We start from the raw sequence: 25,671 nt of genomic DNA, 5'->3' as shown, positions 1-25,671 counted from the left end.
ACCATGTGACCCTCGACCGGCCGAGCCGGCCCGCCAGGGCGCGGGTCCTTCCTCCCCCGCCCCTCCCTGCGACGTGGAAGCGGCGCGGGATTTTTCCAGTGAAGCTGGTTTTTCAATCGGGTTGACAGGGTTGCTAGGCCGATGACGGCGGTTGCCAGCGAAGTGATGTGGACAGTGAGCCGCATCGCCGAACGCGAAGGCATCACCCGGCAAGCGATCTCGAAGCAGGTCGCGCGGCTGATCGAGCAGCATAACCTCGATGTCTCCCGCGACGGGCGGGGCAGGGTCTCCGCCGTCAACATCGTCCATTTCGACGACCTGCGGCGCCGCTTCGGCGATAGCGGCAAGGTCCATGCCGCGGTCGAGCGTCCGGCATCGCCGGAGCCTGAACCGGCTGGCGGTTCCGACGCCACGATCGACGGCGCCCGCCGCATCAAGATCATCCACGAAACCGAGATGATCCGGCTCCGCATGGCGGAGGATGCCGGCGACCTGGTCCGCATGGACCGGATCAACGACGCGACCGACCGGCTGGTCGAGGAGCTCGGCCGCATCGTCGACATGCTCCAGCATGCCGACCAGATTGCCGCTGCCTTCCAGCGCGGCGGCCTCCATGAGCTGCGCATCCTTCTCAAGCGGCTCACGGGCGAAACCCGCACGGCGATCGCTGAGAGCTTTGCCGGCCTGGCGCGCACCGCGCCGGCCAAGGACGAAGGGTTCGCGTTCGAAAGCGACGAGGAGGCCTGAAGCAGACGGAAGCGAGGCGATGGCGGAAACCGAGGTACGCTTCGCGCACCCCGGCGCCCTCCGCCTCCTTGCGTCGCGGATAGCGGTCGGCATTCGCCCGCCGAAGCCGATGCGGGTCTCCGAGTGGGTTTCGCAGAATGTCGTCCTGATCGACGGCCCCGCGAGCGGCCAGCTCTGGTCGGCTCGCGGCGCGCCCTACATGGTCGAGATCCTCGACTGCCTGTCGGAGGACAATCCCTGCAACCTCGTGACGGTGCAGAAGAGCCAGCAGTCCGGCGCCTCGATCGCGGCGCTCGCCTGGGTGCTCTACTGCTCGGATCGCGAGCCTTCGAACATGATCTTCGCGGCGCCGGCGCTCGACGCTGTCCGCCGCATGAACAGCGGCAAGCTGCAGCCGATGATCGACGCCTGGCAGCGTCGCACCGACCGCAAGCTCATCGTCGACCAGGTCTCACGCTCCGGCGCGAGCTCGACCACCTTCGAGAAGGTCTTCGCCAAGGGCGGGCGGCTCTATCTCGCCAACGCCAACTCGGTCACGGATCTCTCGTCCGTGACCACGAAGAAGGGGATCAAGGACGAGGTCTCGAAATGGTCGCTCATCCCGGGCGGCGGTGACCCCGAAAGCCTGTTTTTCGGCCGCTTTACCGCGTTTCGCGGCACCGGCGACTGGAAAATCCTCGAAATCTCGACGCCAGAGGCTGATCTCGGCGACGAAACCGGCGAGATGCCGGGACAATGCCGGATCAACCGCAGCTTCAAGGCTTCGGACCAGCGCCACTGGTTTATGGCCTGCCCGGGCTGCGGCGAGTTCTTCCGGCACCATTTCGAACGTCTTCGCATCGATTTCCAGCAGCCGGAGCGCTCGCGCTACGCCTGTGAGAACTGCGATTACGAGATCAGCGACGCCGAGCGTCGCATTCAGCTCCAGCCCGAGATGGGCGCCCATTGGCGGGCGCTCGCTCCCGGGCCCGGCCGGCATCCCGGTTTTCAGATCGACGCCTTCATCTCGCTGATGATGGGCTACGAGGCGATTGCGCGCGATTTCATCGACGCACGCAAGAAACCGGGAGGCCTTGACGACTTCACCAAGCTGACGCTTGGCCTGCCCTACAAGGTCAGGGCCGACGTTCCCGACTACAAGCGCCTGCTCGATCGCCGCGAGGCGCATCTGAGGCGCGGGCACATCCCGTCGGACGCGCTGCTGATCACCGCGGCGGCCGACGTTCAGATGCGCGGCATTTGGCTCGAGATCGTCGCCTGGACCAAGGATCGCCGCTCTTACCTGATCGACGCGATGCATATCTCGGGCGATACCGAGAGCCCGCAGGGCGCCGTATTCGAGCAGCTGCGGCGCGAGACGCTCGACCGGCGCTTCCCGGACGCCTTCGGCGGCGAGCGGCGGATCGACTGCCTCGCGGTCGATTCCGGCTATCGCGCCAACGTCGTCTATTCCTGGGTGCGGCTGAGCCAGCAGGTTCATCCGGACACCGGCCGCGACCTGATCCTCGCGATCAAGGGCGACAAGGGTTGGGGCAAGCCTCCGCTGGGCCAGCCACGGCCTCAGGATATCGACCTCAACGGCCAGAAGATCCGCCAGGGCGCCAAGCTCTGGGCGGTAGGAACCTGGCCGCTGAAGACGAGCCTCTATCTCGACCTCGCCAAGCAACGGCTCGGCGAAACGGTCGCGGAAGTGCCCCACGGCTATTGCCATTTCGGCGGCTGGGTCGACGAGCAGTATTTCCAGCAGCTCTGCGCCTCGCACCTCGAGGATATCAAGGTGCGCGGCCTGCCTGCCGGCAAGCGCTGGGTCGACCTCCGGGAGAACCACTTCCTCGACTGCCGGGTCTACAACATCGCCATGGCCGAGCATCTCGGCCTGTCGATCATGACCGACGACGAATGGGCGGCGCTCGCCCGCCACCGCGGCGTGCCGCCGGCGGCAATCGAGCAGACGCTTTTCACGCCCCGGCCCGAGCCGGAGCCTCAACCTGAACCCGAAGCGCCACCACTCTCCGCGCCCGTCGACGACTGGCTTGGCGGGCGCGGCACGAATTGGTGAGCCATGGCCTGGACGCAAGCCGATATCGACGCCCTGAAACGGGCGATCAAGACCGGCGCGCGGCGGGTCGAATACGGCTCGGGTGAGACGAAGCGCGTGGTCGATTACCGCTCGCTGGCCGAGATGAAAGAGATCCTGGCCGACATGGAAGACGAGGTCGCGGGCCCGCTCGCGCCGCAGCGCACCGCGATCACGCAATTCAGCCGCGATTGAGCCGATGAACCTTCTCGACAGCGCAATCGGCTGGATTTCGCCCGAGACGGCGCTCCGGCGCTGGCAGGCGCGACAGTTGCTCGATGCCGCGCGCGGCTATGACGCAGCTCAGAACGGCCGCCGCACAGCCTCTTTCCGTCGCGGTGAGGGCTCGGCCAACGCCACGATCTCGCGTGCCCTGCCTGTGCTGCGGGAACGCTCGCGGGAACTGGTGCGCAACACCTTCATCGGCGCGCGCGCACTCGACATCCACGCCACCCATGTCGTGTCGGCGGATCTGACCGTTCGCTTCACCGGCAAGGGGCCGGCGGTCAGGCAGGCGCAGGCGCTCTGGGATGAATGGGTGAAGGTGTGCGACATCGAGGGTGAGACCGGGTTCACCGGCCTGCTCTCGTTGCTGGTGCGCTCCTCCTACGAAGGCGGCGACGCGCTGCTGCGCATGCTCGATCGCCCGCTAGGTGACAATCAGCGACCAGTGCCGCTCGCTCTGCATGCGGGCGAGGGTGATCTGATCGATGAAGGTCGGGACACTGGTTCTCTGCTTTCGGGCGCGGCGCACGCGCGGCTCGGCGTCGAGCTCGGCGCCTTCGACGAGCGCTTAGGCTACTGGTTGCACCGGGTTGCGCCGGGCGAGCCGCAGCGCCTCGGCAACGCACTTCAGCCGTCTGTCCTGGTGCCGCGCGAGCAGGTTTGTCACCTCTATCGCCGCATCCGGCCCGGCCAGGTGCGCGGTGTACCGCTCTTCGCGCCGGTGTTGATGGCCGCGCGTGACTTCTCGGACGTGATGGACGCGCTTGTCGTCAAGGCCAGGCTCGAGGCCTCGATCGGCGCCTTCATCAAGTCGAACGACGGTGCGACTAGCATGGGGGCGGCGATCGCGGGCAAAGGGCCCGACGCTCCGACCCGTCTGGAGCAGATCCGCCCGGGCATGGTGCAGTATCTGCGCCAGGGCGAGGAGCTGCAGGCCTTCGCGCCCGCGTCGAACACCGCCTTCGAGCCGATTTCGCGCGTGACCCTAATGGGTATCGCAGTCGGCGCAGGCTTAACCTATCACCAGCTCACCGGCGACCTGTCGAACGCCAATTATTCGAGCCTCAAGGCCGGCTTGACCGATCAGCGCAAGTTCGTCGCAGACGCCCAGTGGCACATGCTGGCGCCGCAGGTCATCGACCGCGTGATCTCACGCTTCATCGACAGGGCCATCCTTGCTGGCCGTTTGCGCGATCGGTCTGGCGGCTACCCCTGCCAGGTCATCATGCCGGCCTTCGAGCCGGTCGATCCGAAAAAGGATCTCGAGGCCGATATCCTCGCGGTGCGAGCTGGCCGCATGTCTCCGCAGGACTTCCTCGGCGCCTGGGGCAAGGACTGGCGCACAGTTGTGGAAGAGTTCCGGCTCTTCTTCGCTGAGATCGACGGGTCCCAGCCACTCATCTTCGACATCGACGCCCGCCAGCGCACGCAGACAGGGGCGCAGATTACGGACGCCTCGCAAACGTCGCCCGCCAGAGAGTCAACCGAATGAAGATCCGCTCCGTTGCCCCCGGCGTTACGCCGGAGGGCTTTGTCCCCGGCTCGGCGCTTGATCGCCGCGCTGGCGGCGACATTGCTGTGCGCTTCGCCCCGGCGAGCTACAACGCTGAGGCGCGCACCATTCGGGCGGTTGCCTCAAGCGGCGCCCGTGTGCGGCGCTGGGGCATCTTCGAGGAACTGTCGATCTCGCCGGAGGCGATCGACCTCGCCAGGGTAGCGCCCGGGCAGGTCAAGCTGCTCGACAGTCACGACCAGGGCTCGATCGACAGGATCCTCGGCACGGTCACCCGCGCCTGGATCGAAGGCGGCAGCCTGATGGTCGAGATCCGCTTCGCGGATACCGAGGCGGGGCGCGCGGCCGAGGCGAGGGCGCAGTCGCCCGACGCTCCCGGCCTTTCGGTCGGCTACCGCGTAACGACCTGGACTCTCACCCAGGTCGAGAACGATTCCGAAATCTGGCGGGCCGACCGCTGGGAGCTCCTCGAGGTCTCCCTCGTCGCCGTGCCCGCTGATCCCGCCGCGCTGTTCCGTGCGGCCCAGACTTCCACCCCTGAAACCTTGGAGACTGACGACATGCGTCGCAATGCACCGGCGGATGCGCCGGCTCCCACGCCGATCACCACGCCTGCCGCGGCTCAGCCGGCCGCCGCTGCTCCAATCGAGACCCGTGCCGCTCCCGCGGCTCCGGTGCAGCCGAGCGCGGCCGATCTTCAGCGCGGCGCGACCGAGCGCGCGACCCAGATTATGGAGATCGGCGAGCGCGCTGGCATGGACGGTGTGGCGGTTCGTGCGGCCGTCGCGAATACTGCCCTGACGGTCGAAGCGTTCCGCGCCCATGCCTTTGACGCCCTCGTGGCCCGTCAGACGCCGACCAGCCATATCCGCATCGAGCGCGACGAGACAGAAACCCGCCGTCTCGGCATGGAGGAGGCGCTTACCCGCGGCATCAACCCAGCGTCCATGCAGGGCGAGTGGTCTGAGGCGGCCGTGCAGTATCGCGGCTTTTCGCTGGTCGAGATGGCCGCTGAGCGTCTCGGTGAGCGTCGCGTGGCTCCGACCTTCGGCGCCCGCGAGGAGGTCCTGCGTCGTGCCATGCACACGACCAGCGACTTCCCGCTCCTGCTCGAGAACTCGGTCAACCGGAACCTCACGGCCAGCTACGTTCTGGCGGTGCCGACCTATCGTGAGATTTCGGTTCGCGAGGACTTCAACGATTTCCGCCCGCACACCGCGGTCACTGTTGGAGATTTCCCACTGCTGCAGCCGATCGCCGAGGCCGGCAACATCAAGTTCGGCACCATCGGCGAGAACAAGGAGCAGGTCGCGATCGTGCCATATGCCGTCGGCCTGGCATTCTCGCGCCAGCTGTTGGTGAACGACAACCTCAATGGCCTCGCCCGGGTCATCGCGAACTACGGCCAATCGGTCGCGCTCTTCGAGGAAAAGACGGCCTATGCCGTCAAGGCGCTGAACTCTGGCGCCGGCCCGAACCTGATCGAGGCTCCGGCTGGCGCGATGTTCGCCGCCGGCCGCGGCAACTTGGCCGGCTCCGGCGGCGCGATCAGTGTCGCGACTGTCGGCGCCGCCCGCGTGGCGATGCGAGGCTACAAGAGCATCGACGGAAACGAACTGCTCTACAACGCGCCGCGCATCCTGCTCATCGGTCCTGCGAAAGAGACCGAGGCGGAGCAGTTCCTCGCGACGATCACTCCCAGCACCAACGCGAATGTCGTGCCGGAATCGATGCGCAGCCTGCGGCCTGTCGTCTCGCAGATGATCACCGGCAATTCTTGGGAGCTCTACACCGAGACCTCGGTGCGGGCGAACTTCCGCTGGGGCTTGCTCAATGGCTACGAGGCGCCCCGCGTGCGCGTCGAAGTGCCCTTCGGTTCGCAGGGCACGCAGATGTCCGTCGAGCACGATTTCGGCTTCGGCGGCATCAACTGGCGCGCCGGCTACCGCAATCCCGGCAACTGATCTCAGCCTGACAGGCCGGATTGGCCAGGGCTTTGACCGATCCCGTCGGAGGCCTCCGGCGGGATTTCCAAAGGCCTGCCTCTCAAACTCGGAGACACAACATGAAGAACTACGTCCAGCCCGGCGACGCGATCGACTTCGTCGCCCCGTCCGGCGGCGTCGTCGGCGGTGCGGGCTTCCTGCTCGGCACGCTCTTTGGCGTCGTCGCCCGCTCTGCCGCCCAGGGCGAAACCACGGTTCTCAACTGCAAGCCCGGGGATGTCTTCAGGCTCCCCAAGGCGGCGACCATCACGCCGGCGCCCGGCGCGATCCTCTATTGGGACGACACCAACAAGAACGTCACCACGACCTCGGCCAGCAATACCAAGATCGGTGTTCAGGCTGCGCTTGCGGCCTCGGGCGCCACAGACGCAACCGTCTTGGTGCGGCTGAACGGCGTCGCCTGACATGGCCTGCTCCGCCTGTGCCGAGCGGCGCTTGCTGCTCGGGCAGGCCGTCTCGGCCGCCTCGCGCGGTGCGTGGCAGGAGGCGGGCCGCCTCACGGCTTCCGCCTCCGCCACGCTGCCGCGGGATGCGCGGACCTTGGGAGGGAAGGTCGCTCAGGCCGCCGCAGCTGTACTCTCGCGAAAAGGCTGAGCCGGCACAATGTCCCTCGATATCAGAACAGAGATCCGCTCACAGGATATCGAGCGGATGCTGCTGCAGGCCGGTGCGCGCGCTCCGGTCGGCATTGCGCGGGCGCTCAACCGGGCCGGCGTTCCGACCGAGAATGCCTATCTGCGCGTGGTCAAGACCACGCTCGGCCTGCGCAACCACCCCTATGCCAAGGCTCCCGTCGGCAATGTGATGAAGCGGCGCACCTCGCGCCGCGCGGCGACAGCGGCGAACCTGGTCTATTCGCTGGCCGGTTTCGGCCGCGGCCTGCCGGCGATCTATTATCAGCCCAAAGAGGCGCCGGCAGGCGCCTCGATTAACTGGCTCGGTGCGCGCCAGCGCATCGACCGTTCCTTCTATCTCTCGGCCAAGTTCCCGCGCCGCAAGCGCGGCGCCATCTCGCATGCCGTCTGGCGCCGCACCGGTCACGGCAAATGGGCGCTCGACCGGCCGCGTGGGCCCGGCATTCCCGAGGCGATGACGCAGGACGCGCCCCGCACGACCTGGGAGAGCCAGGCCGCCGCCCGGCTCGGTCCCGCCCTGGCCAGTGCGCTCGCCGCCGTCCTCAGGGGCTATTGATGTCCGCCTTCGATGAGCTCGACGCGCTGATGCTCGACGTGGCACAGACCGCTTTCGGCGACCTCGCGACGCTCCACCCGATGAAGCAGGGATCGGCCGGGATCAACGCCGCCCTCGTTCCCGACGATAGCCGCCCGACCCAGGCCGATATCTCGGTCATCCAGTCGAAATGGACCGAGCGCGGCCAGATCGGCGGCAACGGCATGCCGACCCCGCCCGGCGCCTTCAAGCTCGCCGTGAGCGGCATGCGCCATGTCGCCACGGTGACGATCGCCGATCTCGACTGGCTGCCGACCAAGGGCGACGAGCTCGAGTATGCGGCCGAGCCCGGCGTGCGCTACCGCATCGCCGAGCCGATGCCCGACGGGCTTTCCGGCCTTCATCTCGCCCTCACCAGGATCTAAGGCATGAGCCTATCGCGCCTCGCGCTCCGCCTCGCCGCGATCGAGACCTTGGCGCCATCAGCCTTGCAATCGGATCCCAATGCGCAATGGCCGACGGCGGCCGAAGGTCGTTTCCTGGACAGCCAGATGACGCCCGAGAGCTTCGCCGAGGGCGTTGCCCAGCGCCGCCTGCCCGTCGTCGCCGTCTACGCAGATGAGGCCAAGCGCGAGCCCTACGGCACCGCGGCCGACAGCCTGGTCGACGGCTCCGATCAGGTGACGCTGGCATTCGAGATCATGGTGCCGGGCGTTTACCGGCAGGATGACCAAAATGCCTATATCGTCCCGGCCGTCGCGCTCGACGCGCTGGCCGAGGCCACCCTCGACATGGTCGAGGAGCAGATCCGCCAGGTGCTTCAGGATGCGCGGATGTCGCGGCCGCTCTGCCTGGTCCTGAGCCATGTCAGCCGGGTCGAGAGCCGCCCTTGGCGCGATGCCGATCTCGACACGCGCCTATCGGCACGGCGTGTCGAGTTCGATTGCCATCTGATCAATGCCGAGCGCAGGCCGCTCGCAGGGCAGACCGGTCTCGACCGTCTGCCCGAGCCGCTGCGCAGCGTTGCGCTGGCCCTGCCGGAGGGCAGCTATGGCCGCGCCGCCTGCAATGTCGTCGCGGCCGCGCTCGGCTCGGCCGCGGCCTTCACCGCGCTGGCAGAGCTGCGCCTCGCCGCCAACCTGAAGCGCGGCGCCGGTGATGCCGCGCCGCCGCCGGTGAACCCCGGCGTGACCCCGCCCGTCGGCGATCTCGCCGGCAGCGTCGTCATCCCGCAAACCTGACCGAGGCAGCCATGTCCCTGATCAAGACCGTCAAGCTGGCGGACCCCGCGGCGCGCGTTCCGTGGCCCGGCGTCCCCGGCCGCCTGATCCCGTCCGAGCTCTTCACCGTGTCGGTCGTCGATCCATTCTGGTCCGGACTGGTTGCGGACAAGACGCTGATCGAGGTCCCCTCCGAGCCGGAGACGCCCTCCGAGTCGGAAAAGCCCGGCAAGCCGAAAGCCTGATCTTCCCCTTCATCACCTGACGAGGAGAGCCGCCCTATGGCGCAGCTGTTCAATTTCATCCCGGGCAGCGGCCTCATCGCGCCGGGCATCTTCTTCGAGCTCAATTCGGCCGGGCAGTACCAGTCGAAGTCGCGGGGCCTCGTGCTCGGCCACAAGTCGAGCGCTGGCTCGCTCGCCGACAACGCGCTGACGCTGTGCTCGACGATCGAGGAGGCCGCGCTGCTCGCCGGCCCCGGCTCGCAGCTCTACGAGACCTTTCGCCTGGCGCGCCAGAATGCGCCGGTGCAGGAGCTCTGGGTTGCGGCCGTTCCGGTCACCGGCACGCCGGGAGCCTGGACCCTGACCCTGAGCGCGATGGCCGCCGCCGGCGGCGATGGTGTCTTCGAGATCTCCGGTCGCAAGATCGCCCTCGCGGTCGGCCCGAGCGAGGCGGTCAACACCACGGCGACCAATCTCGCGGCCGCGATCAACGCCTATGTCGACCCGCTGACGAAGGCCTATCTGCCGGTCACCGCCACGGTCGCCACCAATGTCGTCACGGTCACCGCGCGCCACGCGGGCACGACCATGAACGAGATCGAGCTGACCACGGACCCGAACCTGCCGGGCAACATCTTCGCCGGCAAGATCGCGGTCGCGGCTACGGTTCCGGCCACTGGCACCGCCTCGGTCTCCGCGGCCCTTGCCGCGCTCGGCGACGAGCCCTTCGACTGGATCATCTCGCCCTTCGGCGAGACCACCAATCTCGACGCCGCGCAGGCCGCGCTCTCGGATGTCTCCGGTCGCTGGGCCTGGAATATCCAGCTCTACGGCCATTATTTCACGGTCAATACCGGCAATACCGGCGCCAACACGACCTATGGCCTCGCCCGCAATGATCGCCACATCACGGCGCTCGCCCGGGTTGCTGCCCCGACGCCGTCCTGGGAGATGCTCGCGGCCTATGTCGCGCGGCAGCTGCCCTGGCTCGCGGATGACACCAACGGCAATGCCGCCCGCAACATGTCGGACCTGGTGCTCGAAGGCATCCGCCCGCCGCGCGATCGCTCGCTCTGGCCGAACTATGCCGTGCGCAACACGCTTCTGGGCTCCAGCATGTCGACCTGGAAGGTCAACGGCGCCGGCCAGGTCGCCATCGACAAATGCGTGACGATGCAGCGCACGAACGCGGCCGGCCAGCCCGACAGCGTCTTCCGCAGCATCCAGACCATCGCCATCGCGATGCACTCGCTGCGATACATGCGAGCCGGCCTGTCCTATCGCAACGCCAATAAGGGCTATGCCCAGGCCAACCCGGCGAACCTGCCCTCGATTGCCACGGATGACGACATCAAGGTGGATTGCATCGCGCTCCACCGCGACCTCGTCAATCGCGGCCTGCTCGTCAACAATGCCGAGTTCGCTCGCCGCCTGCGGGTCGGGCCGGATACCTCCAACCCGGCTCGCTGCAATATCGGCATGGATCTCGACGGGGTCGATCCGCTCGACATCATCGCGGCCAACGCTTCCTTCTACGGCCAGTATCCCGCCGCGGCCTGAGACCACGCTCGCCGCGTCCTAGCCCGCCGCCGCTGAGGTGGCGGGCGCCTTCTCTTCATCCCTGCCAGGAGCCCGCGCCATGTCCGATTTCGGCGGCCTGATCAAGTTCCGCCTGCCCACGGGCCAGAACCTCTCGATTCGCGGCTCCGTCACGCACAATCCTTTCAACATGAGCTCCGAGGCGGTCGTGAACCACGACCTGTCGACGGATCGTACTTTCACGCCTCAGGGCTACCGCTTCGCGATGTCGCTGAAGAGCAAGGACAGCTCCGGCAACGCGATCGACTTCGCGGCGCTTTACGCGTTCGACAAGGTCGATTTCACCTTCCTGCACGATACCGAGCGGGTCGACCGGACCTATTCGCGCGCCTCGCTGATCGGCGATCCGCAGATCGACGGCCTGACCGGCGAGCTGTCCGGCATCACCGGCGTCGCCGAGGGCTATCTGGAGACGCGCCGGTGAACCCGGAGCAGCCGGTGCCGCGTCGCGAGGATCTGGCTGACGGCTCGGTGCGGGTCTATTTCGCCGCGCCGATCCCGCACGGCGTGGAGCCGAAGGGTTTCGTTACCTTCCGTCCGCCGACGGCGGGCGAGGTGCTGATGCACGACGATCCCAAGGCCTATGTCTACAACGCCGACGGCCTCGGGACGCCCTACACCGACCGCGCGGCCCTGTGGGGCTGGGGCCAGCGGCTGATCGAGGGGCATGATCTCGATGTCATCGGCCGCGAGCGCGACCCTGCGCTCGGCATGCTGATCGCGGATGTCATCCTCGATTTTTTTCTGAACGCGCGGAAGCGGTTGAAGCCCGCATCCGCGCCCTCGCAGACCGATTCGGCCCTCGCGACGTCGAAGCAATGAGCCTGCCGCGCCTGAAGCGCTGGGCCGATCTCTACAGGTAGGACCATGGTCACCGCTGTCCGCGCCGAAGCGATCATCACCGCGCAGAACAAGCTGCGGCCTGGTCTCGCCTCCGCCGCGGCGGAACTGTCGCGCTTCCGCCAGATGCAGAGCAAGGCGACCGCGGCCTTCGGCGCAACCGCGGTCAAGGCGCAGGCCGTTGCGGCGCGGGCCTCGACGCTGGCGATCGGCGCACAATCCCGCCTCGCTGCGATCGGCCGCAATCAGCTGGTGACGCTCGGCGGCCCGGCCGCGCTGGCTGCGTCGTACAAGCAGTTCGCCGATGTCGACCGGCAGATCAGCCGCGTGGGCATCACCGCCAATGCCAGCGCCGATGAGCTCTCCGGCGTGCGCGGGCAGATCGAGGGCATCGCCTACGAGACCGCCCAATCGTCCGGAAAGGTGACCGGCGGCCTCGATGTCCTGGTCGCGCAGGGCCGCACGCTCAAGGAAAGCCTCGAATTCCTCCCCTCAGTTGCGCGCACAGCGGCCGCGGCGGGTGCCGAGGTCGAGGACATCGCCAAGTCCGCCGATGCCGTGTCGAGCAATTTCAAGATCGCCGGCAAGGATATGCAGGCGGCTTTCGATGTCATGGCCGAGGGCGGCAAGGCCGGTCAGTTCGAGCTGAAGGACATGGCTCGCTACCTGCCGAGCCTGGCCCCGGCATCGTCAGCGGTCGGCTTCACCGGTCAGCGCGGCCTCACCGATCTCGTCGCCATGCTGCAGGTGATGCGCAAGGGCACGGGCTCGGCCGAGGAGGCTGTCGCCTCGATGTCCAACATCTTCCAGAAGATGGAGAGCGAGGAGACGACGAAGCGCTTCAGCAAGTTCGGGGTCGACCTCGCCGCCGGCATGGCCAAGGGCCGCAAGGAAGGCCGCAACCTCATCGAGGTTTTCGAAGAGCTCGCCAACCAGGCCCTGAAGGGCGATCTGTCCAAACTGCCGCAGCTATTCTCCGATGCCGAGTTCGCCCGCGGCGTGCGAGCTCTGCTGACCTATCGCGGCGAATGGCAGAAGCTGTCCAACACAATCGGCGAGACGGCTACAGGCTCGGTCGCGCGCGATCTCACCAAGGTCACGAAGGACGCCCGCGCCCAGATCGACCGGATGTTCGGCGCACTGGAAAACCGGGCGGTGCAGCTCGGCGGGTTCCTCGCCAAGCATATCGTCCTGCCGCTGGACGAAGGGCTGAAGCGGATCGAGGCCGGCGAGAACAAGGCGGTCAATATCGCCTCGGAGGGCTTGAAATACGCCAGCGCCAACCTGATCGCCAATCAGGAGCTCGATGGCGCGAAGCCGGGTGCCTATTCCGACGAGACGCGCAAGCTGGTCGATGCTCGCAAGGAATTCCTGCTGCGGCAGCGGATCGATGCAGAGCGGGAATCTCTCGGCGGCCGGATTTCAGGATTGCAAGGCGAGCGCGCCAAGGCCGTTCGCGATGGCGAAGCGCAGCTGGCCGGCAAGGTTCTGCCCGCCGGCGTCCGCAAGACGATCGAGGCGAAGACCAAGCTCAGGACGGACGAGATCGACGGCCAGATCGCTCAGGCCCGAACCCGGCTTGGCGATATCAATCGCCTTGTCGGCGAGGTCGACGAGCTGAACCTGAAGCTGGCCGAGGCGCAGGGGCAGGGCGCGCGCGTCACAAAGCCCCGGATGTCGCAGCCGAACCAGGGTCCGGGCTTCGCTTATGTCGGCCCAGGCGCGACGAGCTTCGTCCCGACGCTCGGCGGCGGAGGCGCGGCGCCATCGGTCGCCTATGGCGGCGTTCCGATCTCGCAGGTCGAGCCACCGATCCGACCAGCCGAGCTCTCAGCCAAGCCATCGAGCTCCGCCGAGATCGCCTCGGCGCTCGGCGAGGCCAAGACGAAGGCCGACGAAGTGCGATCGAGCGTGGAAGGGATCGGCGGCGCCGGTCAGTCGGCGGGCGCCACCATGGCGAGCGGCTTTTCCGCAGGTCTTTCGCAGATGGAGTCTGATCTCGCTGCTACGGTCACGCGGATGCAGCAGCGCCTTAACACATTGCGCGCCCCGACCCTGTCGATCGGCGGCGGCGCCGGCGGCTTCGACACCGGAAAGCAGGGACCGAACTGATGACCGACTGGGCGAGCCGGCTGCAGAATGCCTCGTTCAACGGGCTCGGATTCTATGTCGAAACAGACGATCCCGAGGCCGGGCAGCGCGTCTCCACCGCCGGCATCCCGAACGGTCGACATGTCAATGAAGGCTTCGGGCCGCAGGCGCGCAAGTTCGAGGTCGAGGCCTATTTCACCGGGCTCGATTGCTATGCGGGCGCTTCCGCGCTGCTCGACATGGCCGAGAACAAACATCGCGGCATCCTGGTGCTGCCGGCCTGGGGCTCGGCCTTCGTCCGGCTGATCAAGGCGCGCGGGCATTTCGACAAGAAAAAACTCGGCCTCGCTACCGTTTCGCTCGAGGCTGTGGCGGAGCCGGACAATGCCGGAATCTCGCTCTCAGCCAACGCGCTGGAAAACCAGGTCTATGCCCTGGCGAGCCTCGCCGCCGCCGCCTTCGGCCTGTTTTGCTCTGCCTCATTCCGGCTGGCCGGCCAACCCTCGACCGTGGTCGAGCAGGCGGTGACGGCGGCGGCCGGCTCGCTCGGCGATCTGGTCGCGCTGCGCCAGGAGGCGCGGCTCTCGCCGGAGAGGCTGGCGCAGACCGGGCCCGCCTTCGACCAGGCGCTTGCCGCGCTGGCCGGTTTCGCCACTGCGCCGGACGAATTCGGCATGGCGCTGGCCGGCGCCGCGATTGCCCTTGGCGATGCCGCCGATCCGGCGAACCTGGCGCAGTCGATCGTCGGCTTCGGCCGCCCGGCCGATCCGCCGTCGCCCCAGGTTTCGCAAGGTACCGCGCTCGTCATTGCCGAGAATGCGGCGCAGGCCGTGGCGCTGACGGCCGCGAGCCGGGCGTTGACGCTCGGGGAGGCGATGGCGCGCCGGACCTATGTCGACCGCAGCGAGGCTGTCGAGGCTCCCACGGTCTCAACGGCTGTCTTCGACGATGCGCTCGCCCGCGTCGGCCGCGGCGGGCTCGATCTGGCCCGTGAACTTGCCGCCATGAAGGGCGTACTGGCCGAGCTGGTGACCAGGCGCGAGGCCGACCTCGCGCCGCTCATCACCGTATCTGTGCCTGCCCGGATGCCTTCGCTGTGGTGGGCGCATCGGCTCTATGCCGATCCGCACCGCGCCACCGAGCTGGCGAAGCGGGCAGGGGCCTTCAACCCGGCCAGCATGCCGGAGCGGTTCGAGACATTAGCATCGTGAACCAACCTGCGTTCCGCACAGCGGTAGAGCTCTAATCAGTCAAAGCGGACAGTCGCGTCGTGAAGGGTCGTTAGTTCATAGATCGCACGGTCTTGCTGGACGGACAAAGTAATCGATCCCGTGCAGCCAAGTTTATTTTCAGCCTCATCGCTATAGCAATTCCGCATAAGCGAAAGGTACTGAAGCTTGTCAAAGATATTCCGATCGAGATAGATTTTCAGTGACGGGGACTTGGCATCGCGCATCCAAACGCCCTCGCTTCGAGCGTTGAAAAACGCGATGTCGTCAATCGTAATAGTCTGCCCCCGAAACCTGTCGGCTTGCGTAACCAAGTGGATCACGGACGGCTTTTCGACGTCATGCCCCCACGTGGCGGCGCCAACCACCAGAATACCCCCGGCAAATATCCAATCACGCATCAGCGCTTTCCCGATATGGCGGGACACTGCCGTCCGGGATCACGGGCGTCAAGCGCGGCGGGTGGTGGCGGGCCCGCGAACGCGCTTCGCGGTGATGATGCGGTTCGGCGAGATGGCCAGTTCCAAATCAGCCAACTCACTGACTTAGTTCGAGCAGGACGGTATGCCCTTCGAAATCGTGACGATCAGCGCCGCCGGGCTGGAGCTCAGCCCGGTGACGATCGGGATCACCATGGCCATGGACGAGGCGGCGCGCAGCTTCGAGGCCAAGGTCAAGCAGCCCGGCATGAGCCAGGCTCAGCTGCTGGTTGCGCTGCGCAATTCGCCGCCTTGCACCATTCGCACGGCGGCGAGCGACGGCGTTGCTTGGGGAGTGACCGCCGGCGGCAACCTGGTGCTGACCGGCCATGTCGAGAAGCGCTCGCCCCGTCTTGGCGAAGCCGAAGCCGAACTGGCGATTTCCGGCCGGTCGAAGACCGGCGATGTGGTCGATAGCGCCGCCGATCACGAGAGCGGCGAGTTCCGCGACAAGAAGGCCCCGGAGGTCCTAGGCGCGCTCGCGGGCAAGCAGAATGTCAAGGTCGAGAGCGAACTCGACCATCCCCCCCGCGAGCTATTTCGGCTGCGGCCGGGCGAGACCATCTTCACCGCGGCCGAACGCTGGTCGCGGGCCGAGGGCTTCGCCATCGGCGATACGCCTGAGGGTAATCTCGCCCTGCGCAAGGCGGGCTCGAAGCGCCATGCCGGCAGCCTGACCGAGGGCCGCAATGTGCGCGACGCTTCGGCCGTGCACGATGACAGCAAGCGCTTCGGCAAGGTCAAGGTCCGGGCCCAGGCTCCGGACGGGTACGCGCCCGACGATCTGCAGGTCGAGGACGAAGCTGGCGATACCCAGGCCGGACGCCAGCGGCTCAAGGTGATCGTGCCGCCCGAGCAGATCCGCAAGAAGGACGCGCGCAAGCGGGCGCAATGGCATCGCGACCGCGCTGCGGGTGAGGGCACGACCTGCGAGGTCACCGTGACCGGCTGGCGCGACGAGGGCGGAACGCTCTGGCAGCCCGGCTGGCTGATCTTCGCCGAACTCCCCTCGCTCGACGTGATCCAGGACATGCTGATCAAGACCATCAAGCTCGATCAGCAGGGCGACGGCGAGAAAGGCTATACGCGCGCGACGCTGGGCCTGGTCGATCCGCGCGCCTTCGGCGGCAAGCAGCCGAAGGGCGCGAAATCCTCCGTGCTCGATCTCGGCAAGATCGGGGGCGACGATGCCTAGCGAATTCTGGGCGGCGTCCGAGCTCTCGCGCGGCAAGCTGAGCAAGGTCGACGATAGCGGCGACGGCCAGTTCGTCGACTTCGCCGGCTATCGCGGCGAGAGCTTCACGAAGGTGTTGCGGCCGCAGCCGCATGGCTTCTCGTCTCATCCGCCGGCCGATGCCGTCGGCATCTTCATGCGCCACGGCTCGTCCGACCGACTCTCGGCGATCGGCTTCGAGACGCCGTCCCGGCCGCGCTCGATCCCGGCCGGGACTGCCGTCCTGTACGATGCCGCGGGCAACCTGATCTTCGCCAAGGGCGGCGAGGGTGTGAGGCTGACCGCCGCGCAGGGCGGCGTCACCGTCACCGCCAGCGCCGGCAATGTCCTGGTCGAATCGACCTCCGGAACCATCACGCTGAAACGCGGCGGCATGGTCGTGATCGTCTCCGATACCCGCATCGATCTCGGCGGGCCCGGCGGCCAGCGCGTCGCCACCGAGGCAGGCTTTTCCAACAAGGTCTTCGCGATCCTATGACTTATCCCGTCACGATCTCTGCGCGGCAGGCGGCAACGCCGGCGTTGTTCTGGTCGACCTTCTGGGACGAGGCCGAGCAGCTCGGCGACTGGCGCGTGGCGCCCGCCGGCGATCCGGTCAACCCGGGCGGGCTCGATGCCAGCGAGCAGCTCGCCTCGGCCGTGATCATCTCGCTCTTCACCGACAGGCGTGCACCGGAGGGCTGGCGCCCTGATATCGCTGACCGGCGCGGCTGGTGGGGCGACAAGGTCGCCGCCGAGGGTGAGGCGGCGGAGGAGATCGGCTCGCTGCTGTGGACCCTCCGCAACGAGGTCGCGACCGAGCAGAATGCCGAGCTTGCGCGGATCTACGCGATCGAGGCCCTGGCCTGGATGCTTCGGGACAGGGTCGCGGCGGAGGTCACCATCACCTCTGGGCTGATCGATGATCCGCGGCGCGGCATCTGGCTCGACGTGAAGATCTCAGACCGCTCCGGCGCGCTCGCCTATGACCGCCGCTTCGCCCGCCTCTGGCAAGAGATACGCTGATGCCCTGGCAAACCAAGACGCTCGACCAGCATGTCACCGACGCGCAGAGGGCCTTCAACGCCAACCTGCCCGGCGCCGATGCGGCGCTTGCTCGCAACAACCTCAAGCCCATGGCCATGGTGCTGGGCGGCGGCTTCGACGAACTCACACGCTTCGCCGCCTGGGCTGCCGATCAGCGTTTCGTTCTGACCTGCGATGCCGACCAGCTCGACCGCCACGGCGCCGAGATGAAGCCGCCGGTACCGCGCAAGGAGCCGGCCCAGGCGCGCGGTCCGGTGACGGTCACCGCGGCCGGCGCGATCTCGCTTGCCACCGGCTCTGTGCTTGCTCGCTCGGACGGTGTGCAGTTCACGGTCGACGCCGGCATCGTGCTGGCCGGCGCCGGAACGGCGACCGTCCAGGTCACCGCCGTGCTCGCTGGCGCCGATGGCAGCTCGGATGCCGCGGTCGTGCTGGCGCCCGTCTCCGGCCTCACCGGCACGGCGGTCTTCGCAGTCTCCGCCGATGGGCTTGGCGGCGGCGCCGATCGCGAGAGCCACGGGGCCTACAAGGCGCGCTTGCTCTTCGCCAAGGCCTTCCCCGAGCATGCCGGCGCGCCGGCCGACTGGCTGCGATATACGCTCGCCATCCCCGGTGTGACGCGGGCCTTCATCGAGCCGCTCGGCCATGGCCGCGGCACGGTGGTGGTCTATCCCTTCTTCGACCTGACCCGGCCGAATGGCATTCCGCTCGAGAGCGACCGGGCGCAGGTGCTCAGCGCGCTGCTCGTGGCGGGCCCGGGCGCGGGGCAGCCGGTGGTCAGGATCGCCGAGGCCGTGCCGGTCGATGTCGCCTATAGCGACCTGTCGCCATCGACACCGGAAGTTCGCCAGGCGGTGGCGGCAGAGGTGGCCAACACCTTCTTCATCAACTCGCGCGTCGCCGGCAATGCCGAACCGCATCCCTCCATGCCGTTCCTGGCGACGCCGGCCAGCTTCTCGCGCTCCTGGCTCTGGCAGGCGGCGGCCAATGCCTCCGGCGAGCAGCGCCATGTCCTGGTGACGCCGGCGAGCGATCCCGTCTTGACCAGCGGGCAGACGGCCGTGCTCGGCACTCTCAGCTTCCAAGGATAGATGATGGCGACTGCCGATCTCTGCCGCAGCGACGAGGAGGTCGCACGCGGGCTCGCGGCTCTCAGGCCGCGCGGCGATGCCTGGCGTAATGGCGGCCATGACGGGCTCGACGGCTCCGGCATGGGCAATACCTTCGCCGCGCTCGGCGCCGCCTTCGGCCCCGTCGAGCGACGTTTCTGCGCGCTGATCGACGAGTTCTTCTGCTCGAGCGCGGTCGAGACACTCGATCTCTGGGCGCTCGAATATGGCGTACCGGACGGTTGCGACCCGTTCGCCGACATCTGCGAGAAGGTCAACGCCGTCGGCGACAGCATCCCCGATTATGCGGAGGCGGCGGCGCAGCGGCGCGGCTGGTCGATTGGCATCGCCCAGGATTTCACGACGCTGGTCGAGGATTGCTGCATGGGCATGGGCCTGATGGGCACCATGATCATGGGCGCCGAGCAGGGGGTGACCTGGCGCATCACCATCGATCTCGCCGCATCGCCGGCCTATTCGGCGCCGCTCGATGTCGAGCCGCTGATGGGCCTGATGCTGCTCTCGGACGGGTTCGACTGCCCGCCCGATATCGAAGGGCTGCGCTGCCTGATCCGCCGCATCGCCCCGGCGCATGCCGATCTGATCTTCGAAACCATCAACTGAGGCTTATCGCATGGTCAATCTTTGGGGTCCCGGCGCGTTCGGCGCGCTGCGGAGCGTGCTGACGCGTCCGTCGTTCACGCCGGACAATGCTCCAGGCGATCAGGACGACTGGTCGAAGGATTGCAGTTCTCCGTCAGATCGGGATGGCACCGAGTGGCGGGCGGCCCTGCTCAACGCTCTGATCGCGCAGCTGCGCGGCGTCGTGCGCGGGGCCGGCACGCCGGACAGCAACCTCGATGATCAATTGCTGCTCCGCTCGGTGCGGAAACTCAGCGGCGCCTATATCATCGCCGGCGGCACCGCGAACGCGATCACCGCCAGCTACAACCCGGCGTTCCCGAGCCTCGCCAGCTTGGTTGGCGTGCCGCTCCGGATATTCGCGAGCGCCACGCCGACGGGGAATGTCACCCTGAACGTCGATGGTCTGGGTCCGGTCCCGGTCCGCGGCTGGGCAAACGGTGAAGTCGGCTACGGCGATATTCTGATCAGCCAGGTCTTCCACGTCGTTTATACCGGCGCGGCCTTCCAGCTCATCACGAACCCGTTGCTGAGCACGGGCTACTACAGTGCAGGCGGTACGGCGAATGCCATCACCATTACGCCGGCTCCGGCATTTCAGACTGCAGCTCAGTACGTTGGTATCCCATTTCGGGTTGTTGCCGCGTTCACCAACACAGGACCTGTGACGTTCGCGGTCAATGGCGGCGCCCCGGTTGCTATCCAGAGGCGCAACGGGGCACCGCTCACGGCGGGCGATATTGTCGTCGGGCAGATCTTCCAGGTCACCTTTAACGGCACGGTCTTTCAGCTCGTCACGCAGCTGGAGACGTTCTTCGTCACACAAGCCTTCGCGGGTGCTGGCGGCCAGGCGGGTTTCTCAGGCTCGCTTGTCGTTCCGACCGGTGTCACTCGGATGTTCATTCGAGCATGGGGCGCTGGCGGCGGCGGTGGCGGGTCAGTCTTCAACGCGTCGGGTGGCGGCGGTGGCGGCGGCGGCTATGCCGAGAACTGGTTCCCGGTCCTGCCGGGTGCAACCCTTACCATCCAGGCTGGAACGGGAGGGGCGGCGGGCGGTGTGGGACTTGCGGGCGGGAACGGCACCGGGTCGTTCGTTTCGGCCGTCGCTGGACCGGTCACGGGCGTATTCCTGTCGGCGGGCGGCGGTGGTGGTGGTGGTGGCGCGGCATCTGCCACAACGGTCGGGGCCTTCGGCACCGGCGGAACGACGTCCGGCGGGTCATTTCAGCCCGCTGGCGGCGCAGGCCAAGCCGGCCAAGTGATTGGCTCGATCTATTACGGCGGCTTTGGCGGCGCGTCGCCCTTAGCGGGAGGCGGCGGTTACCCTTCAGCACAGGGGGCAATCTTCGGCTCTGGCGGTGGCGGCGGTACGAGCAACACTGCCGCGCCCGGCACCGGCGCCGGCGGCCTCGTTACAATCTCCTGGTGAGGACTGACCATGTTCGCGATGATTGATGAGAGCGGCCGCGTTTGCGAACTCTTTCAAGACAGCCCTGGGGCATGGCCCCCGCCCCAGCGGCTCGTTGACGTTTCAGGCGTCGAGGGCATCGCCGAGAACTGGACGATGGACGATGTGGGGACTTTCCACCCCCCTCCAGCTCCTCTCCCCGTCGACCTGCTCGCCTATGCGGCTGACAAGCGCTGGCGGATAGAGGTCGGTGGAATCACCGTCTCGGGCGTACCGGTTGAGACGGACGATCGCAGCAAGATAATGATCATGGGTGCACGCGTCGCCGCGGAGGCCGACCCGGAGTGGTCGACCATTTGGCACGGGGCCGATGGCGGCACTTACCCGATCGACGCCGCGGCTATGATTGGGATTAGCGATGCCGTAGAGTCCCACGTCAATCGGGGCTTCGGCACATTCGCTAAGGTGAAGACCCAAATCGAATCTGGCGAGATCAAGACTGCCGCCGAGGTCGACGCCGCCTTCAACTGACGGCGTCGCGCCTGCCGCCCCGAACCAGATATCCGATCGCTCCGGCGGTCTGATTTACACGGGGCTCGACACAACGCTCTGTTAGAGTCCACGCCCGCTGCTCGCTCGCCAGAACACGTGTCCGGACCTCGGTCTTCGTCGCGCTGATCTTTTTAGCGGTGACTTCCATCGGGCGAATGGTGAGGCCGGCAAACGGGCCTAGCGTCTCATACACGACCATAACGACGCCGTCGCTGCGCCGTTCGGTGTGGACTTCAAGCGGCCAGACCCGGTTCATCTGTTGGAACACGCAGGCACCGAAGCTCGAAAGGTCCGCGTCGACGATGCGGACGTACTGATCGGGGCTCTTTGGATTATCCGGAGAGCACGCGCCTAAGCATAGAGCTGTAAAGCCGCCCAAAAAAAGCCGTGCCACCGTTCCCGTCAACTGCGCCTCCTTTTTCTGGGGGATGTAGGAAACGTAGGCGAAGGTCTTTTTGTTCACAATCTTCAGCCGCTGCGAGGCGGCTTTTTCCATACCCGGAGTACATCATGAATATCGCCGCGCTCGTCGCGCTGGCGCTGCTGTCGCTCGTCTCGGGCGCGGCGGCGCATAGCTGGTATCCGTATGATTGCTGCTCGGACCGCGACTGCTGGCCGATGGGCGTTGATGCCGATGCCCGCGAGCCCGATCCGCGCATCGTGCCCGGCGGCTATCTCACCCATGACGGGATCTTCGTCGCCGAGCGCGACACGCGGCCGAGCCGCGACGGGCGCTTCCATGTCTGCCGGCGCGGCGGCGCGGCGGCCGGCAGCGTGATCTCGACCTCGCAGGGCGTCTGCCTGTTCGTGCCGCGCCCGACCTTCTGATGTTCCCAACCTCGGAGACCACCATGAAACGCCTGGTCCTGGCGGCGCTCGCGCTCGCCTGGCTGACGGCCTGCGCGCCCCTGCGTCACGACGACGGCGCGGGCGACCTGTTCAAGGTCCTCATCTGCAAGCGCGACGGCAGGTGCTGATGCGCCTCATCTGGAATTGGAAGGCCGTGCTCCGCCATGCCTGGAGCATCCGCCTGCTGCTCGTCGCCGGCGTCCTGAGCGGCGCCGAGGTCGCGCTGCCGCTGCTCAACGGCGTGCTCGACATCCCCAAGGGCGCTTTCGCCGCGCTCTCCTTCCTCGCCACCGCCGGCGCCTTCGTCTCGCGCCTCGTGGCTCAGCAATCCGTCTCCGGAGGTGAGGCATGAGCCGCATGAGGAAAAGCGCCGCGGTCGCGGCGCTGGCCGCGTCCGTCGTCGGCGGTTTCGAGGGGATCAGGCTCGCCGCCTATGCCGACCCTGCGAGCAAGGGCTATCCTTGGACCGTCTGCTATGGCGAGACCCGCCTCGAGGATGGCTCGCCGGTCCGCCCGGGCATGAAATTCACGCTCGACCAGTGCAAGCAGATGCTGGTCAAGCGGGCCGACGAATTCGCCGACGGCGTCGAGCGCTGCGTGCCGTCGGCGAAGGACATGCCGCCGAAGCGCTACGTCGCGCATCTCAGCCTCGCCTACAACATCGGTACCGGCGCCTATTGCAAATCGTCGGTGGCGCGGCTGCAGAACGCCGGCCAGCCGCGGGCGAGCTGCGACGCCTTCCTGAAATGGAACAAGGCGGCCGGCGTCGTCTTCCCGGGACTCACGCGCCGGCGCCAGCAGGAACGCGCCATGTGCCTGGAGGGGCTGTGATGTTCGGCCTCGACAAGACCTTGCTCCGCGCCGGTCTCGTCATCGCCGGGCTGATCGCCGCCGGGCTCGCCTTCTGGGCCGGCATGGCGGCGATCGACCGGATGGAGAGCCGCGCCGCGGCAGCGGCCACCGCCGAGCGCGACGCGCACTGGCGCGCCGAGATCTCGGCCAGCAATGCCGCGGCCGAGCGCGAGCGCGCCGACCAGGTCCAGCGCGCGGCGGAGGCCGAGAGCCGCGCCCGCAGCGAAATCACCCGCCTCACCGACAGCCTTGCCGACCTGGAGCGCCGCAATGCGAGTTTGCCGAATGCTGATGCTTGCGGTCTCGACCGTAACCGTGTCCGCCTGCTCGACGCCCGATAAGCCGATCGTGCGGACCGAGTTCATCCGCCCCGCCATCCCGGCCGAGGCGCGCCAGCGCTGCGCCGATCCGGTCTCGCTGCCCGACCGCGCCCTGAAGGCGCAGGAGGTGACGAGCCTCTGGTCGCGCGATCGCGCTGGCCTGCGGATCTGCGAGCAGCGGCGCGCGTCCGCGGTCGCTGCTGTCGATCGAGAGGCGCCATGATGTTCGGGCAGGAAATCTCACTGCCGGTCGTGATCTCGGTCGTGACGGCGATCTGTGCCGTCGCCGCCAGCTGGGGCGTGGTGCGCTTCCAGGCCGCGCAGCACGACAAGCGCATCGCCCGATTGGACGAGCGCTGCGAGGCGCTCGGCCGCGAGCTCTCGACCTTCAAGGAAGCGGCGGCGACGCGCTTCGTCACGGTTGAGATGATGTCGAAGCTCGAGGAGCGCGTCGTCGGCGCGATCGACCGCCTCGCCGACCGGCTCGACCGCATCATCGAATCTCGCAGCAACAGCCGCAGGACGGGTTGAGCATGGCAGAACATGGCATCCCTTGGCCCGACGGTACGCGCGAGGAGATCCTGCGGCGCGCCTTCAAGCTGCATCAGACCGGCAGAGAAATCGCGCGCGATTTGAAGCTGCGCGAGGTAAGCGTTCAGAAGGTCATCCGCCTGCGGAAGAAGGAGGCCCAGAGCGGCGAACTCGGCTATGCGCCGGTGCTGCCGGGCTATCATGTCAGCAAGACGACCGAGGAGACCGACGCCGCGGGCAATGTCGAGCGGCGTTGGATCGAGCAGAAGCCGGCCCCCGGCGATACGTTCGAAGTTCCGGCTGGGCATGTCGTCAAGGGCGTCTCGGCGCTCACCGATCCTGATGGCAACGTCAAGCAGCAATGGGTGAAGACCCGCGAGGCGCCGCCGGATCCGCTCGCCGTTGCCGAGGGGCTGAAGCGAGCGTTCAAGGGTTGGCGCCCCTCCGCTCGGCCGATCCCGGCGCCGGTCGAGACGATCGAGGATCTGCTGACGCTCTATCCGCTCGCCGACTGGCATATCGGCATGTTCGCCTGGGGCCGGGAGACCTCGGTCAATTGGGACCTGAGGATCGCCGAGCGCGTGCTCGGCGCCGCCGCCGCCGACCTGGTGGAGCAGGCGCCGCGCTCGCGCCACGCCATCCTGCTGGGCGGCGGTGACCTGATCCATTCCGACAACCAGTCGAATCGTACGGCGCGCTCCGGCCATCAGCTCGATGTCGACGGGCGCTACCCCAAGGTGGTGATGGTGGCCGCGCGGCTGCTCGTCGCCATGGCCGATGCGATGCTGGCACGGCACGAGCTCGTCACCATTCGCATCCTCAAGGGCAATCACGACGAGCACGCCTCGGTCGCTGTCGCCTATTTCCTGTTGGCGTGGTTCCGCAACGAGCCGCGGGTGACCGTCGATGTCGACCCGTCGCTGTTCTTCCTGCACCGCTTCGGCAAGGTCATGCTCGCCGGCACGCATGGCCATGAGACGCGACCGCATCAGATGCCGGAGCTGATGGCGCAGCGCTGGCCGTCGATCTGGGGCGAGACGCTCTTCCGCTACGGGCACACCTTCCACCTGCATCATAAGCGGCTGCTTGGAGGGGAGGGCGGCGGCGTCACCGTCGAGACGCATCAGGCGCCGATCCCTCCCGATGCCTGGCATTGGGGCGCGGGTTTCCTCTCAGGCCGCTCGATGCAGGCCATTACCTATCACAAGGACTATGGCGAGTTCGGCCGCAACCGGATCGCCATTCTCGATGGAGGCGCCGCGTGAGCGAGAAACCAACCAACCCGAAGGATGCGCTGGCGACGTCGCGTCTGCCGATGCACTTGGTGCCGGATACGATCGAGGCCTATGCGGCGCTCTCCTTCGCAGAAGGAGCGGCCAAATACGGCGCCTTCAACTGGCGCGTCGCTGGCGTGCGGGCATCAGTTTATCGCGGCGCGCTGCGCCGACATCTGGCCAAGTGGTGGAATGGCGAGGATGCCGATCCCAAGACCGGCGTGCCGCATCTCGCCTCGGTCATCGCCTGCGCCGGCATCCTGCTCGACGCGAAGCTATGCGGAAAGCTGACCGATGATCGCCCGCCGGCGGCGCCGGTCGGCGAGCTCGTCGACGAGCTGGAGGCTGAGGTGAAGCGGATCCTCGACATGTTCGCCGAGCGTCAGCCGAGGCATTGGACAATTTCTGACGTGCGGGCCGCGCACGGAATGGATTAGCAGACAACGAATTATCT

General features: G+C 67.3%; 33 protein-coding genes. 31 read left to right on the top strand and 2 right to left on the bottom strand.

Annotation, left to right across the window (positions count from 1 at the left end; genetic code table 11):
• Positions 1-174 precede the first annotated feature (174 nt).
• The 15 genes from EV560_RS35635 (at position 175) to EV560_RS00425 (ending at position 14,923) form a co-directional block, all read left to right on the top strand.
• Positions 175-747 (top strand): hypothetical protein, encoded by a 573-nt coding sequence (locus EV560_RS35635; RefSeq protein WP_165923255.1) that lies wholly within the window; start codon positions 175-177, stop codon positions 745-747.
• 19 nt (positions 748-766) lie between these two features.
• Entirely contained in the window at positions 767-2,806 is a 2,040-nt protein-coding gene (locus EV560_RS00490; RefSeq protein WP_165923254.1) for a terminase gpA endonuclease subunit, read from the top strand.
• A 3-nt stretch (positions 2,807-2,809) separates the two neighbouring features.
• Positions 2,810-3,019 carry a phage head-tail joining protein gene (locus EV560_RS00485; RefSeq protein ID WP_131852929.1) on the top strand — a complete coding sequence of 70 codons (210 nt, stop codon included), beginning with the start codon at positions 2,810-2,812 and terminating at the stop codon, positions 3,017-3,019.
• A 4-nt stretch (positions 3,020-3,023) separates the two neighbouring features.
• On the top strand, positions 3,024-4,541 hold the full coding sequence (locus EV560_RS00480) for a phage portal protein (RefSeq protein WP_131852927.1): 1,518 nt from the start codon (positions 3,024-3,026) through the stop codon (positions 4,539-4,541).
• Positions 4,538-6,526: a phage major capsid protein gene (locus EV560_RS00475; RefSeq protein WP_131852925.1), complete on the top strand. Its 1,989-nt coding sequence runs from the start codon at positions 4,538-4,540 to the stop codon at positions 6,524-6,526. Before EV560_RS00480 ends, EV560_RS00475 begins: the two co-directional genes overlap by 4 nt.
• Positions 6,527-6,627: 101 nt before the next feature.
• Complete coding sequence (locus tag EV560_RS00470) at positions 6,628-6,972, top strand: DUF2190 family protein (RefSeq protein WP_131852923.1); 345 nt, start codon at positions 6,628-6,630, stop codon at positions 6,970-6,972.
• A 199-nt stretch (positions 6,973-7,171) separates the two neighbouring features.
• Positions 7,172-7,759, top strand: a complete 588-nt coding sequence (locus EV560_RS00465; RefSeq protein WP_131852921.1) for a hypothetical protein — start codon at positions 7,172-7,174, stop codon at positions 7,757-7,759.
• Positions 7,759-8,163 (top strand): hypothetical protein, encoded by a 405-nt coding sequence (locus EV560_RS00460; protein WP_131852919.1) that lies wholly within the window; start codon positions 7,759-7,761, stop codon positions 8,161-8,163. Before EV560_RS00465 ends, EV560_RS00460 begins: the two co-directional genes overlap by 1 nt.
• A 3-nt stretch (positions 8,164-8,166) precedes the next feature.
• Positions 8,167-8,979 carry a hypothetical protein gene (locus EV560_RS00455; protein WP_131852917.1) on the top strand — a complete coding sequence of 271 codons (813 nt, stop codon included), beginning with the start codon at positions 8,167-8,169 and terminating at the stop codon, positions 8,977-8,979.
• Between the two features lie 11 nt (positions 8,980-8,990).
• A complete protein-coding gene (locus EV560_RS00450; RefSeq protein ID WP_131852915.1) occupies positions 8,991-9,203 on the top strand; it encodes a hypothetical protein in 213 nt (70 codons plus the stop codon).
• Between the two features lie 36 nt (positions 9,204-9,239).
• On the top strand, positions 9,240-10,742 hold the full coding sequence (locus tag EV560_RS00445) for a phage tail sheath subtilisin-like domain-containing protein (protein WP_131852913.1): 1,503 nt from the start codon (positions 9,240-9,242) through the stop codon (positions 10,740-10,742).
• Between the two features lie 79 nt (positions 10,743-10,821).
• Positions 10,822-11,205, top strand: a complete 384-nt coding sequence (locus EV560_RS00440) for a hypothetical protein (RefSeq protein WP_131852911.1) — start codon at positions 10,822-10,824, stop codon at positions 11,203-11,205.
• Entirely contained in the window at positions 11,202-11,603 is a 402-nt protein-coding gene (locus tag EV560_RS00435; RefSeq protein WP_131852909.1) for a hypothetical protein, read from the top strand. The genes EV560_RS00440 and EV560_RS00435 overlap by 4 nt, the downstream gene beginning before the upstream one ends.
• Positions 11,604-11,648: 45 nt before the next feature.
• Complete coding sequence (locus EV560_RS00430; protein WP_131852907.1) at positions 11,649-13,733, top strand: phage tail tape measure protein; 2,085 nt, start codon at positions 11,649-11,651, stop codon at positions 13,731-13,733.
• On the top strand, positions 13,733-14,923 hold the full coding sequence (locus EV560_RS00425; RefSeq protein WP_131852905.1) for a DNA circularization N-terminal domain-containing protein: 1,191 nt from the start codon (positions 13,733-13,735) through the stop codon (positions 14,921-14,923). The genes EV560_RS00430 and EV560_RS00425 overlap by 1 nt, the downstream gene beginning before the upstream one ends.
• A 35-nt stretch (positions 14,924-14,958) precedes the next feature.
• Here the strand turns inward: EV560_RS00425 and EV560_RS00420 are convergent, their stop codons facing one another.
• Positions 14,959-15,342: a hypothetical protein gene (locus tag EV560_RS00420; RefSeq protein WP_131852903.1), complete on the bottom strand. Its 384-nt coding sequence runs from the start codon at positions 15,340-15,342 to the stop codon at positions 14,959-14,961.
• Positions 15,343-15,505: 163 nt separating this feature from the next.
• Here EV560_RS00420 and EV560_RS00415 point away from each other — a divergent pair, with 163 nt between their 5' ends.
• From EV560_RS00415 to EV560_RS00385, 7 genes are read left to right on the top strand one after another with little or no spacing between them, the layout of a single operon-like run.
• Positions 15,506-16,615 carry a phage baseplate assembly protein gene (locus tag EV560_RS00415; protein ID WP_131852901.1) on the top strand — a complete coding sequence of 370 codons (1,110 nt, stop codon included), beginning with the start codon at positions 15,506-15,508 and terminating at the stop codon, positions 16,613-16,615.
• A complete protein-coding gene (locus EV560_RS00410; RefSeq protein WP_131852899.1) occupies positions 16,608-17,132 on the top strand; it encodes a phage baseplate assembly protein domain-containing protein in 525 nt (174 codons plus the stop codon). The genes EV560_RS00415 and EV560_RS00410 overlap by 8 nt, the downstream gene beginning before the upstream one ends.
• Positions 17,129-17,659 carry a phage GP46 family protein gene (locus EV560_RS00405; RefSeq protein ID WP_131852897.1) on the top strand — a complete coding sequence of 177 codons (531 nt, stop codon included), beginning with the start codon at positions 17,129-17,131 and terminating at the stop codon, positions 17,657-17,659. Before EV560_RS00410 ends, EV560_RS00405 begins: the two co-directional genes overlap by 4 nt.
• Complete coding sequence (locus tag EV560_RS00400; RefSeq protein ID WP_131852895.1) at positions 17,659-18,771, top strand: baseplate J/gp47 family protein; 1,113 nt, start codon at positions 17,659-17,661, stop codon at positions 18,769-18,771. Before EV560_RS00405 ends, EV560_RS00400 begins: the two co-directional genes overlap by 1 nt.
• Positions 18,772-18,774: 3 nt before the next feature.
• Complete coding sequence (locus EV560_RS00395) at positions 18,775-19,413, top strand: hypothetical protein (RefSeq protein ID WP_165923253.1); 639 nt, start codon at positions 18,775-18,777, stop codon at positions 19,411-19,413.
• Between the two features lie 10 nt (positions 19,414-19,423).
• Positions 19,424-20,860 carry a glycine-rich domain-containing protein gene (locus EV560_RS00390; RefSeq protein ID WP_131852891.1) on the top strand — a complete coding sequence of 479 codons (1,437 nt, stop codon included), beginning with the start codon at positions 19,424-19,426 and terminating at the stop codon, positions 20,858-20,860.
• Positions 20,861-20,869: 9 nt separating this feature from the next.
• Complete coding sequence (locus EV560_RS00385) at positions 20,870-21,370, top strand: DUF4376 domain-containing protein (protein ID WP_131852889.1); 501 nt, start codon at positions 20,870-20,872, stop codon at positions 21,368-21,370.
• Here the strand turns inward: EV560_RS00385 and EV560_RS00380 are convergent.
• A complete protein-coding gene (locus tag EV560_RS00380) occupies positions 21,363-21,887 on the bottom strand; it encodes a hypothetical protein (RefSeq protein ID WP_131852887.1) in 525 nt (174 codons plus the stop codon). The two genes, EV560_RS00385 and EV560_RS00380, sit on opposite strands and share 8 nt — an antisense overlap.
• A 14-nt stretch (positions 21,888-21,901) precedes the next feature.
• Here EV560_RS00380 and EV560_RS00375 point away from each other — a divergent pair, with 14 nt between their 5' ends.
• Genes EV560_RS00375 through EV560_RS00340 form a run of 9 tightly spaced genes read left to right on the top strand, consistent with a single transcriptional unit; the run spans position 21,902 to position 25,654 of the window.
• Positions 21,902-22,219, top strand: a complete 318-nt coding sequence (locus tag EV560_RS00375; RefSeq protein ID WP_248311833.1) for a hypothetical protein — start codon at positions 21,902-21,904, stop codon at positions 22,217-22,219.
• Positions 22,220-22,242: 23 nt separating this feature from the next.
• Positions 22,243-22,368 (top strand): lipoprotein, encoded by a 126-nt coding sequence (locus EV560_RS35630; RefSeq protein ID WP_165923252.1) that lies wholly within the window; start codon positions 22,243-22,245, stop codon positions 22,366-22,368.
• Complete coding sequence (locus EV560_RS00370; RefSeq protein ID WP_131852885.1) at positions 22,368-22,592, top strand: DUF7940 domain-containing protein; 225 nt, start codon at positions 22,368-22,370, stop codon at positions 22,590-22,592. The genes EV560_RS35630 and EV560_RS00370 overlap by 1 nt, the downstream gene beginning before the upstream one ends.
• Complete coding sequence (locus EV560_RS00365) at positions 22,589-23,071, top strand: lysozyme (RefSeq protein ID WP_131852883.1); 483 nt, start codon at positions 22,589-22,591, stop codon at positions 23,069-23,071. The genes EV560_RS00370 and EV560_RS00365 overlap by 4 nt, the downstream gene beginning before the upstream one ends.
• Positions 23,071-23,433, top strand: a complete 363-nt coding sequence (locus tag EV560_RS00360; protein WP_131852881.1) for a hypothetical protein — start codon at positions 23,071-23,073, stop codon at positions 23,431-23,433. Before EV560_RS00365 ends, EV560_RS00360 begins: the two co-directional genes overlap by 1 nt.
• A 7-nt stretch (positions 23,434-23,440) precedes the next feature.
• Entirely contained in the window at positions 23,441-23,635 is a 195-nt protein-coding gene (locus EV560_RS00355; RefSeq protein WP_248311832.1) for a hypothetical protein, read from the top strand.
• A complete protein-coding gene (locus EV560_RS00350) occupies positions 23,632-23,943 on the top strand; it encodes a hypothetical protein (protein WP_131852877.1) in 312 nt (103 codons plus the stop codon). Before EV560_RS00355 ends, EV560_RS00350 begins: the two co-directional genes overlap by 4 nt.
• 2 nt (positions 23,944-23,945) lie before the next feature.
• Positions 23,946-25,208 carry a hypothetical protein gene (locus EV560_RS36165; protein ID WP_248311831.1) on the top strand — a complete coding sequence of 421 codons (1,263 nt, stop codon included), beginning with the start codon at positions 23,946-23,948 and terminating at the stop codon, positions 25,206-25,208.
• Complete coding sequence (locus EV560_RS00340) at positions 25,205-25,654, top strand: dATP/dGTP diphosphohydrolase domain-containing protein (RefSeq protein ID WP_131852875.1); 450 nt, start codon at positions 25,205-25,207, stop codon at positions 25,652-25,654. Before EV560_RS36165 ends, EV560_RS00340 begins: the two co-directional genes overlap by 4 nt.
• The last annotated feature ends 17 nt before the right edge of the window (positions 25,655-25,671 follow it).

Source organism: Allobosea sp. BK604, from assembly GCF_004341515.1.
GTDB lineage: Bacteria > Pseudomonadota > Alphaproteobacteria > Rhizobiales > Beijerinckiaceae > Allobosea.
The sequence above is the reverse complement of the archived record's forward strand: the minus strand, read 5'-3'. Positions and strand labels throughout refer to the sequence as shown.